General features: G+C 61.0%; 8 protein-coding genes. 2 read left to right on the top strand and 6 right to left on the bottom strand.

Annotated features, from left to right (window positions below; all coding sequences use genetic code 11):
- Nucleotides 1–39: 39 nt before the first annotated feature.
- Nucleotides 40–1,590, bottom strand: coding sequence for an alpha-N-arabinofuranosidase (locus tag B5483_RS14560; protein ID WP_079730908.1), 1,551 nt, complete (start codon nucleotides 1,588–1,590; stop codon nucleotides 40–42).
- A gap of 269 nt (nucleotides 1,591–1,859) precedes the next feature.
- Here B5483_RS14560 and B5483_RS14555 point away from each other — a divergent pair, with 269 nt between their 5' ends.
- A complete protein-coding gene (locus B5483_RS14555) occupies nucleotides 1,860–3,275 on the top strand; it encodes a sugar porter family MFS transporter (RefSeq protein ID WP_079730907.1) in 1,416 nt (471 codons plus the stop codon).
- Between the two features lie 276 nt (nucleotides 3,276–3,551).
- On the top strand, nucleotides 3,552–4,661 hold the full coding sequence (locus B5483_RS14550; RefSeq protein ID WP_079730906.1) for a LacI family DNA-binding transcriptional regulator: 1,110 nt from the start codon (nucleotides 3,552–3,554) through the stop codon (nucleotides 4,659–4,661).
- Between the two features lie 21 nt (nucleotides 4,662–4,682).
- Here the strand turns inward: B5483_RS14550 and B5483_RS14545 are convergent, their stop codons facing one another.
- From B5483_RS14545 to B5483_RS14525, 5 genes are all read right to left on the bottom strand, one after another.
- Entirely contained in the window at nucleotides 4,683–6,536 is a 1,854-nt protein-coding gene (locus tag B5483_RS14545) for a sialate O-acetylesterase (RefSeq protein WP_079731008.1), read from the bottom strand.
- A 41-nt stretch (nucleotides 6,537–6,577) separates the two neighbouring features.
- Nucleotides 6,578–7,465, bottom strand: a complete 888-nt coding sequence (locus tag B5483_RS14540; protein WP_079730905.1) for an SMP-30/gluconolactonase/LRE family protein — start codon at nucleotides 7,463–7,465, stop codon at nucleotides 6,578–6,580.
- The gene (xylB, locus tag B5483_RS14535) at nucleotides 7,456–8,238 is read right to left on the bottom strand and encodes a D-xylose 1-dehydrogenase (protein ID WP_079730904.1); all 783 of its coding nucleotides are present in this window, start codon (nucleotides 8,236–8,238) and stop codon (nucleotides 7,456–7,458) included. Before xylB ends, B5483_RS14540 begins: the two co-directional genes overlap by 10 nt.
- A 128-nt stretch (nucleotides 8,239–8,366) precedes the next feature.
- Nucleotides 8,367–9,491, bottom strand: a complete 1,125-nt coding sequence (locus tag B5483_RS14530) for a fumarylacetoacetate hydrolase family protein (protein WP_079730903.1) — start codon at nucleotides 9,489–9,491, stop codon at nucleotides 8,367–8,369.
- Nucleotides 9,492–9,583: 92 nt separating this feature from the next.
- Nucleotides 9,584–11,248: a glycoside hydrolase family 43 protein gene (locus B5483_RS14525; protein WP_245829260.1), complete on the bottom strand. Its 1,665-nt coding sequence runs from the start codon at nucleotides 11,246–11,248 to the stop codon at nucleotides 9,584–9,586.
- Between the last annotated feature and the right edge of the window lie 4 nt (nucleotides 11,249–11,252).

The raw sequence follows: 11,252 nt of genomic DNA, 5'->3' as shown, positions 1-11,252 counted from the left end.
CTGGCGGCCCACCCAGTCGGGTGGGCCGCCGCCATTGCCTTATTCGTCTAGCCGGAAGACCGCGACGGACTTGGCCGGAAGATCAACGGTAACACTGTTCTTGCGCACCGTCCCCGAGATCGGCTTCGGCACGACCATATTGGGATTGTCGAAGGTGTTGATCGAATTGACCTTGGGCCCGGTCAGGACTTCGCCTGAGACGGCCTTGATCGCCAATCCATCGAAACTGGCGGAAATCGTCGCTTTGCGCGAAGGGTCCAGGTTGGTCACCGCCAGCCAGAGCTTGCCGTCCTTCCCGCGCGCGGCAATCGCGTCGACTCGCGGCAGTTCGACGTTCCCTTCGCGATAGGTGCCCGCGTCGAAATTCACGGGTACGAAGCGGGCATCCTGAAACGGCACATACATCTTGTAGATGTAATAGGTAGGCGTCAGCAGCATCTTCTCGTCCTGGGTCAGGATCATGGCCTGAAGGACGTTCACCATCTGGGCGATGTTCGTCATGCGCACGCGATCGGCATGGCGGGCGAAGATGTTGAGGTTCAAAGCGGCGATGATCGCATCACGCAGTGAGTTCTGCTGGATCAGGAAGCCGGGATTGGTGCCCGGTGCGGGTTCCAGCCAGACGCCCCACTCATCGACGACGAGCGGGACCTTCTTGTCCGGATCGTACTTGTCCATGATGGCTGAATGGCTGGCGATCATCCCATCCATGCCCAGCGTTTCCTTGATGAGTGATGCGTAGGCATTCCGGTCGAAGTCGGTGCTGGACATCGACGGTGGCCAACCGCCGGTCGTGTAGGAGTGCAGCGAAAGACCTTCGATATTCCAGGCCCAGTCATGTTCCGTCCAGGTCTTCATGACCTGCTCCGTATAGGCGGTATCCGGCCCGTTCGGCCCCACAGCAATGCGCTGCATGGGCTCGGCCCCCTTTTCCATCTGCTCGGGCCGGTAGTTGCGCACAAAGCGGGCGTAGCGTTTCATCAGGTCCGTGTAGTATTCGGGCCGCATGGCGCCGCCGCACGACCAGCTTTCGTTGCCGAGACCGAGATAGCGAACCTTGTAGGGTTCCGGATGGCCGTTGGCAGCGCGCTCCTTGCCGGCCGCGCTGGTGGCTGGCGCGGTCATGTATGCGAGCCAGTCTGCCGCCTCCTGCACGGTGCCGGAACCGACATTCACCGAAACGTAGGCCTCACTGTCGATCTGGCTGACGAAATCCATGAATTCGTCCGTTCCGAATGTATTCGGTTCGCCAGAGTCGCCCCAGTTCGCGTTGACCGTCGCACGCCGTGCGCTTTGCGGTCCGATCCCGTCGCGCCAGTGATACTCGTCGGCAAAACAACCGCCCGGCCACCGGACATTGGGCACCTTTATTGCCTTGAGTGCACTGACAACGTCCTTGCGGATGCCCCGCACGTTGGGGATTTTCGAATCCTTGCCGACCCAGACACCGCCGTAAATGCCGTAGCCAAGGTGCTCTGCAAATTGGCCGAAGACATTCCGGTCGATCGTCGCACCGGTTTTGTCGGCCTCGACCTCGATCGGGATTACATCGTCATCGCTGCCTGCCGTTGCCGCCTGTGTAAGCGACATCAGTCCCAAGGTCGCGGCAAACCGCCATCCTGTTCGGTACATTATTTCCTCTCCGCACACTGTGACATGCCTGGCGACACATCGAAGCCTCTATCGAATTGATTCATGCATTTTCGCACCCTGCATTCACGGATACCGGGACTTTGCCTGTCCCCTGGTTGAATTAATCGATCTGCTCGCACAGACCTCTTGCGCAGCTGCTGGAATCTGTTTTAGGTAGCGCTAACAAAATGGCAAGTCCGCATGTTGGGCTGGTGAGAGGAAAACTGATGAACGATAGCGGACAAGACAATGTCAGGATGTCGCTGGTCGGCGCCATCGTCGCGGTTGCGACTATTGGCGGATTGCTATTCGGCTATGACAGCGGTGCAGTTAACGGGACCCAGGCTGGGCTTCGCGACGCTTTCGCGCTTGATGATGCCGGACTCGGATTCACGGTCGGCTCACTGCTGATCGGCTGCGCTGCAGGCGCTTTCCTCGCCGGACGACTGGCAGACGCCATGGGGCGCAAGCGCGTCATGATGATTTCGGCTGTCATCTTCCTGATCGGCGCCCTTGTTCAGGGACTGACGCCCGATCACACGATCTTCGTTATCGCGCGCTTTGCCGGCGGCATGGCCGTTGGTGCAGCCAGCGTCCTTTCTCCGGCCTATATTTCCGAAGTCGCGCCCGCCCACATGCGCGGTCGCCTGACATCGGTTCAGCAGGTCATGATCATTACCGGCCTGACCCTGGCCTTCGTGGTGAACTACTTCCTGGCCAAGGCAGCGGGCGATTCGCTTGGCATGATCGGCGGGCACCCTGCCTGGCGCTGGATGTATCTTGCGCAATCGGTGCCTGCGGCCGTCTACCTGATCGCGCTTTTCACCATCCCCGAAAGCCCGCGCTACCTTGTCAGCCGCAAGCGCGATACCGAAGCCGAAGCCATTCTTGCGCGTTTGTTCGGCGCCTTCTCCGCCGCCGCCAAGGTCAAGGAGATCCGCGCGAGCTTCTCGCACGATCACCGCCCTCGCCTGCGTGACGTCATGGCGCCCGGCACGATCCTGCGGCCGATCGTTTGGGCCGGGCTCGTTCTGGCCGTTTTCCAGCAGCTCGTGGGCATCAACGTGATTTTCTACTACGGCGAAACCCTCTGGAAGCTGGCCGGTGCATCCGAGGAAACGGCCCTTCAACGTAACATCGTCTCCGGAATCGTCTCCATTGCGGCCTGCTTCGTGGCCATGGGCCTCGTCGACCGGATCGGACGCAAGCCGCTCCTGCTGATCGGCTCGGCAGGCATGACAGTGACCCTCGGAACGATGACCTGGGTCTTTACCAGCGGAGCGCTCGACGCTGCGGGCAATCTCGTGCTGGATCAGTCGATCGGCCTGGTCGCGCTGGTTGCCGCCAATCTCTACGTCATTTTCTTCAATGTGAGCTGGGGGCCGGTCATGTGGGTCATGCTGGGCGAGATGTTCCCCAACCAATTGCGCGGCTCTGCCCTCGCCGTGTGCGGCCTTGCCCAATGGGCGGCGAACTACGCGGTGGTCCAGTCCTTCCCGGGCATGGCCAGCGGCTTGGGCCTGGGACTAACTTACGCCTTCTACACCATCTGCGCGGCGATCAGCTTCTTCCTCGTCCGCTCGTTCATCAACGAAACGCGGGGCAAGGAACTCGAGGAAATGGAGGGCTGGGACGAGCGCTGACACTTTCCCCCCGACGCCGGGGAACTTTCTCCTCCTCCCCGGCACAAAGAAGGGCGCGGTCTTGCAGTGCGGAAAAGGCCGCGCCCTTCCATTTTCAGGATACCGTAACGGAGGCTTCGTGGTGGCGATGGATCGATTGCACAGTACGCCCAGGCCGCTGTCAGAGAGGCGAATTGACGCCATCGACCGGGTAAACGGCCCAAACATTGCGGATAACGGCCGATCCGCGCACATCATTTGCTTGCGGTACCATGGAAACCGGTTCTAGATCGCAACATGGCAAAGGATGATGCAACAGGCCGAAAAAAGAGGGGCAACCGCAAGCAATTAGGTCGGCCGACGATTGCAGACGTAGCGCGCCTGGCAGGCTGCTCGCCGATGACGGTCAGCCGCGTAATCAACCATGAAGCGAGCGTGCGCGAAGACACACGCAAGGTTGTGCAGGCTGCGATCGAACAGCTTAACTACTCGCCCAACCGCGCCGCGCGGAGCCTGGCTGGCGCTTCGCAACTGCGCATTGCACTGCTCTATACCAACCCGTCTGCTTCCTATCTCAGCGAATTCCTGATGGGCTGCCTGGAGGAAGCGAGCCACAGCGATGTTCACCTCGTGGTCGAACGCTGCGCATTCGGCGAAGACGAAGAAGAAGTCATCCGGCGCCTGACAAACAGCGGTATCGACGGATTTCTTCTGCCCCCACCGCTATGCGACGAAAAGCCGCTGCTGGAACTGCTTCGTCAGTTGGACAGTCGCGCCGTACTGGTCGGACCCGGTACGGCGGAAGCGGAAGACTGGGCGGTGATGATCGACGAGTATCAAGCCGCCTACGACATGACGAACCACATTATCGGGCTCGGTCACAAGCGCATCGGCTTCGTCATCGGCAACCCACACCAGACCGCGAGCGGACAGCGCCTGACCGGTTACCTCGACGCGATGGCAGCAGCCGGACTCGATGTGCCCGAAGGCCTCGTGCGTCAGGGGCTGTTCACGTATCGCTCCGGCATCGATGCAGCCATGTACTTGCTCGACCAGTCCGATCCGCCGACCGCCATCTTCGCTTCGAACGACGACATGGCCGCAGCTGCCGTCGCAGTCGCTCAGCGTCGTCACCTCGACGTGCCGCTAGACCTGACGGTCTGCGGGTTCGACGATACGCCGATTGCCAGCACCATCTGGCCTGAACTGACGACCATCCGCCAGCCTATCCATGAAATGGCAAGCAAGGCGCTTGAAATGCTGGCCACTGAATTGAGGGCGGAACGCAGTGGCAAGCCCAGCGATCCCGTGCATCTCAAACTCGATTACTCAATAGTGCGCCGCCAGTCTGACAGCGCACCGGGACTCGCCCGCAAGGTCTGGGGAGCCAGCAGGCAGGAAGGCTAACCTCGCCTACCCTGCCCTTGTTCAACGCGAGCCGATCGGGAGTTCGAAACCCGGCAACGGCATTGCCCTGTCATCGTATGCGTTGACGACAGGGCTATCGGCCCAGGCGTAGCGAACACGGGTCGCAGGCTTCCTGTCGCCAGCCAGCAACACGCTGGTGCCGTCCATTCGCGCCATGGCATAACGGCAACTCGGCTGAGTATCGCCGCACAGCTCGAAGGCAAGCGGACCGTTCCCGCTCCATGCGATGAGTTTTCCATCGACGCCAGCGAAGCGGATCCGAACATCGTCGCCGTCGCGCACAGCCTCCACCGGTTCAGGCAAGGCGATGCCCTGTGCTGCAAGCGCAAGCCGATGGCCGAGAACCTGTTTGTTGGCCGGATGGATATCGGTGCGCTCGCCAATGTCGATGGCAGTCACCAACTCGGCATTCTTGTCGGCCAAGACGGATTGGCGCTGCTCTTCGCGTAAATCCGCCCAACCGGACTTGGCGGGAGCCAATTGCACCGGTCCGTAATTGGCCAGCTGAACCACAAGCATACGCATGTCGGGCGAAAACTGCTTGCGCCAACCGGCAAAGAGTTCGCGCATGCGATCGCGATAGCCAGGCAGGTCGACATCGCTTTCCCCCTGATACCATGCAGCACCCTTCAGTGCGACGTGACCGAGCGGCGCGACCATGGCATTGTGGCGTACGCCGATACCGGCATTGGTATCCCAGGGACTGCGCGGGGGAAGTTCAGGCATCGGCGCCTTGCTGTAGCGCCAACCCTCCGCCAGCGGGATTGCGGCCCCACCAGATGGTGTGAACTTCAGCGTCTCCGGAGGCGAGGTGAAACCGCCCGTGCTCCAGGTATTGGTAGCCGCAACGATGATTTCGTTCTTGCCCGGCTTGAGGAAGCGAGCGGGGACATCATAATTGCGTTCGACATCCCAACCGAATGTATTGCCGACCGGATGGCCGTTGACCCAGGTCATGTCGATTTCATCGATGACGCCAAGCGTCAGCCTTGCTCCACTTTTCGCCTGCGCCTGCGCCGGTGTCAGTTCGATTTCCCTGCGCAACCAGACGGTTCCGATGGGGCTGTCGACCAGTGGGGAGCCCTTCCAGTCGTTCCATACACTGATCTGCGGCACCGGCTGCCATTGCAGGCTGTCCGGCTTTGCCCAAGGCATGGTGCCGCCGGAGTGCTGGCGATACCAATTTTCCCAGGTTGGAGCGAAACGCGCGACAGTTCCCAGTTCATCGGTCCCGAACGAGCGCAGCATGTCCATCTGCCCGGCTCCGTAGAGGGCCATGCCGCTTTCGGGAGTGAGCCAGACCCGAATTTGCGAGCCGCCGTAACTGGAATTGATCACGCCAACCGGCACGCCAAGGGTGCCTCGCAGTTCGCGCGCCATGAAATAGCAGGCAGCGGAAAAATCGCGGACTGTATCGGGAGCGGCTGCATTCCACTGGGCAGGCGTGCTGAAGCGCGCTTGCGGACTGACTGCCGAACCATCCGGGACGCGCAGCAAGCGCAGTCCATCGTCTGCGGACGACGCGATTTCCGTCGCGGAGTTAAGACCCTGCTGCACCATGAAGGCCATGTTGGACTGCCCCGAGCATAGCCAGACATCGCCCACCAGCAGATCGTGGATCTGGCGATCACCGACCGCAAGGGTCAGCGGAGTGCCACTTGCTTCGCGGGGCTTGAATTGCAGGACGAAATGCCCGTCGCTGCCTGCCACGGCCTTGCTGCTTTCATCGCCAAGTATGCCGCTTATGCGCTCGCCGGGCTCAGCGCGACCTTCCACTACGACCGGCTTTCCGCGCTGGATCACGGCATGATCGGTCCAGTACGGTGAGAGCGCAGGAGCTGCGAGTGCCGGCATTGAAGCGCTGAGAAGGGCAAGTGCAAGGGGGAAGCGATAGGTCATGTCATCTCCACCGGTGTTGTGGCCAGTCCGGCCACCCCGCTGCGGAAGGTAAAGACCCCGCCGGCCTGGGGCTGGGCTTCCAACGCGGCCCCGTCTAGGCCCTTTCGCGCAGTCGTGACGAAGGCGGTCATCAGATCCGCTCCTCCGAACGCAAGTTTTGTGACGTTTGCGACCGGCAAGGACACGGTTTCCATCAGTCGCCCCTCGGGCGAATACCGCGCCACTGCCCAGCCATTCCAGAGGCCGGTCCAGACGCACCCTTCAGCATCGACCACGGGACCGTCCGGATAGGCGCCGGCGAAGTCCTGCGCGATATCGACAAAGAGGCGCGGTTCGCCCGGCAAGCCGTCTTCTCCGAGTTCAGCGACAAATATCCTCCTGCCGAGGGTATCGCTGAAATAGACGAGGTCTGCACGACCGTTCACCGCCGGGCCGTTGGTAATGGTGACTCCCGCAGGACCGGCCGCGACGATGGCGCCGCGTTCGTAGCGATAGAAGCGCCCCGTCTCTGCCTCTTCGTTGTCGTCCATCGATCCGAACCACACGCGCCCTGCCCGGTCGGTACAGGCGTCGTTGAGGCGATTGTGCGCCGGTTCGCCGGGGATTGTCGCTGTCTTCTCAAATTGCCGCGTAACCGGATCGAGCAGATGAAGGCCGCTTTTCAATCCTGCCAGCAAGCGACCGGTACTGGTCGGAAGGACCCATCCAACCTGATCCGGCGCTTCGATCCACTGCGAAGTGCCGCTTTGCGGATCGAGGCACCATACCGCATGGCTCTTGATATCGACGAACCACAGGCACTGGCGCGCCGTGTCCCAAACAGGCCCTTCGCCCAGCATCGCGCGGGCATCGAGGGCGAGCGAAACCGGGCCACTTACCGCCATCCGGCATCTACCCAGTAATTGTGCGAGGTGCAGAAACGCCCGTCATCGGATGCAAGAAACAGCGCCATGGCGGCTATATCCTGCGGCTGAATACGACCATCGAGACATTGCGCGGAGACGATTTCTGCCTCGCCTTCGGGTGAATACCACTGCATCTGTCGCGGCGTTTGCACATTGCCCGGGATCACCGAATTCACCCGGATTCCGCAACGTCCCAGTTCCCGTGCAAGGCTGCGTGTAAGCCCTTCGATGGCCGCCTTTGCGGTTTGGTAGATGACGAGGTCTTTCAGGCCGAGATGCCAACTGATCGAACCGAGATTGATGATGCTCCCCCCTCCCGTTTCCTTCATTGCCGGGATCACGGCTTTCGCGGCGAAGAACTGATGCCGCAGGTTTACCGCCATGCGTTCGTCCCAATATTCCGGCGTGATGTCTTCGATCGCGTGACGATCGTCGTTTCCCGCATTGTTGACCAAGACATCGCATCCGCCCAGCGAAGTGAGAATCTTTTCAAGCGCCTTACCGAAGGCATCGATATCGGTAATGTCGCAAAGTTCGAATACCGGCTTGAACGGCGCATCTGCAAGTCGCTTGACCAGAGCCAGCGACGCATCCTTCTGGACATCAAGGAAAGTGACCCGCGCACCCTGGCGGGCAAACGCCTCGACCATGCCTTCGCCGATGCCGGAAGCGCCACCGGTCACAATTACCCGCTTGCCCGAAAGGCTGGGATAGATCGCTCGCTGCCCCTCAACCTTGGTTTCGCCAGCCATCACCTGTATCGACCTGTCGCAGCCGTGTTTGCCATTTCCATCTTGGTTCATTCCTTTTCGACGCTTCCGGCACATCTTATTGGCGACCGCTCAAGTACGCTCGGAAGGGTGTTGTGGTGCCGCGCTTTTCAGACCTTTTCGATCAGGCCGCGCGCGGCGAGATTTCGCATCAGGGCCGCAATACCCATCGTCCAGGGCGGAGCATCGCGGGACGTCGTGACTATGTTCGAGAGGCTTCCGAGCTTTTCCGAACGAATTGTGACCTTGTCACCCAGCTTGTGCGTGAACCCTCCGCCGGGCGTGTCGCGATCCTGCGTTGGTGCGAAAAGCGTGCCGCAGAAGAGCACGAACCCATCAGGATAGTGGTGCTCGCTCAAGGTCTGATCGACCAGATCGAGCGGATCCCGGCTGATTTCGCTCATTCGGTTCGTGCCTTCGAGCCGATATCCGTCGGTTCCCTCAATCAGCAGGTCGACATTGGCGGCGCGCACGTCATCAATCGTAAAACCGTCGTCGAAAAGACGGATGAAGGGGCCGATCGAGCAGGATGCGGTATTGTCCTTCGCCTTGGATAGCAGAAGTGCGGAGCGCCCCTCGAAATCGCGCAGATTGACGTCGTTGCCCAAGGTTGCGCCGAGAACGGTGCCTGACGCATCGGCGACCAGCACCACTTCGGGTTCGGGATTGTTCCAACTCGAATCCGAACGCACACCGATCAGCGCGCCATGGCCGACCGTTGAAAGAACCGGAGACTTGGAGAAAACTTCGGCATCGGGTCCGATCGCGACTTCAAGATATTGCGACCACATACCCTGATCGATCAGTGCCGTCTTGAGCGCCATGGCTTCGTCGCTACCGGGTACCACGGAACGGATGCCGCTGCCGACACGTTCTTCGAGCAAGTCGCGAATTTCGGCGGCCTTTGCTGCATCGCCGCGCGCCCGTTCCTCGATGACTCTCTCGATGGCAGAGAGTGCGAAGGTGACGCCGCAGGCCTTGATGCATTGCAGGTCGACCGGTGAAATCAGGCGCCAACCTTCGGGTAAGCCTTCTTCCACCGGGCCCATGTGTCGTCCGCCTGAAAAGGCGCGCCGTGCCACGGCGCCCGACATTGTCGCGGCGTCATCGGTAATGTCGAACAATTCGCCGCTGCGGATTGCGATAACATGGGGCCCGGCCTCGCTTTCTGCGCGTCCGGCAAACAGGCCTTCGCGGAAATCCGCGGGCAGGATATCTATTAAGCTTTCGGGCATTGGCCCCGAATCCCCTCCGTTTGATAGCGCTATCATAATTCGCTCGCCGTATTTCGGCAAGTCCCGTAGGACCAAGAAATGCAGGTATTCGCCTATTGGAGTGCGGTAGCCTGCTGCGCGAAGGGACCGATTACAGTTCCGGTGAACAGGCCGCCATGCACCGAGGCCATGTGTTCGACGTCCTGGCCGCGAGCGAGATACTGCCAATCCTTCTGTCCTGCAGGGCGCCATGCAAAATCGGCAGTGCCTCGATCGATCTCGATGGCGAGTTCGACGGGGCCGGAGCCGGATAACGGCGCGCTGGCGACGGTGACGCCGCTTTGAGACTGATCGGCACGGCGCCTTTCGCGCAAGGCGATCCTTTGCTTTCCGTCGATCCTGGTAATCCCGATGCTGGTGAAATGGTCTTCGTTCATGAAGGCCATCAAGCCTGCAAAGTCTTCGTCTCGTTCGGGGGTGAAGGCAATCCGTGCAGTGATACGAGCGGTCTGCTGGCGCAGGCGGCGACCGAGAAAGGCAGGCTGTCCATTCAGACTGCCTGGCGCAACCGGGCGAGCCGTCAGGTCAAGACCATTGCCGATCCGGTACCACGAAGCGGTCGCGGGATCCCGCAAGTGCAGCCACTGCGGCGCCAGTTTGGGAACGTTGAAGGTATCCCGCCAATGCGTCCAGTCCACCCTCTCGTCACTTGGTAATGGCGGGCGTTTCACTGTCAGGGGAACCGGAGCGCCTTTTGGCAGGATCGATGGCCAACCGTCCTTCCAGGTCACCGGGAGCAGGAATGTCTCTCGCCCCAGAAGCGTCGACTGCCCGGCAAAAGGCACTGTGGCAAGGAACACCGCCCACCAGCTGCCATCGTCCAATTGCACAAAGTCCGCGTGGCCGGTCGCTTCGACCCGCGAGGGACGATCCGGCGGCAGATCGCGCTGGGTCAGGATCGGATTGACCGGCCCGGCTTCATAAGGGCCATCGGGGCGGCGGGACCGATAGATGGTCTGCGAATGGTCCTCTGCGGTACCGCCCTCGGCGGCTGTCAGGTAATACCAGCCATCATGCTTGAATATATGCGGCCCCTCGGCCCAGATGGGCTTGTCTTCAGGACGCACGCCGCCATCGATCAACACCTTGCGCGGGCCGAACATCTTGCCCGTGGCAAGTTCGATGCGCTGAATCCAGATGGCGCGATGGCCTTCATAGCGCGGTTCGCCTTCGGGCGCGCCATTGTTGAGCACCCATGCACTGCCGTCATCATCGACGAAAAGCGAAGGGTCAATGCCTTCGAAGTCGAGCCAGACCGGGTCCGACCAGGGGCCCTCGGGGCGATCTGCCACGAGCATGAAGTTTCCGCCACACCGCACGCATGTGTCGAGAATGCGGAACTTACCACCGTAATGGCTGATTGCCGGGGCGAATATCGCATCGTTCGTGCGCATGCCCTTGAAGGAGAACATGCCGGGTCGGTCTATGGCGTTTCCGATCTGCCGCCAGTTCACGAGGTCTCGGCTGTGGTAGACCGGGATACCCGGAAACCAGGCGAAGGTCGAATTGACGAGGTAGAAGTCCTTCCCGACCTTCACCAGAGAAGGGTCGGGCTGGAAACCCGGCAGGACCGGGTTACGGAAGGCCCCCGGCGCCGTCTCAGGTTGGGGACCTCCCTGATATTCCACCTCGGCGACATGAGCGACAGGCTGTGCGGCAATGGCTGCCGGCAAACTGGCTGCGGCCATGGCAAGGATCAGATACCTGCTGCGGATCACGTTG

Source organism: Novosphingobium mathurense (assembly GCF_900168325.1).
GTDB lineage: Bacteria > Pseudomonadota > Alphaproteobacteria > Sphingomonadales > Sphingomonadaceae > Novosphingobium > Novosphingobium mathurense.
Note: the sequence above shows the minus strand (reverse complement) of the source record. Positions and strands in the feature narration are given on the sequence as shown.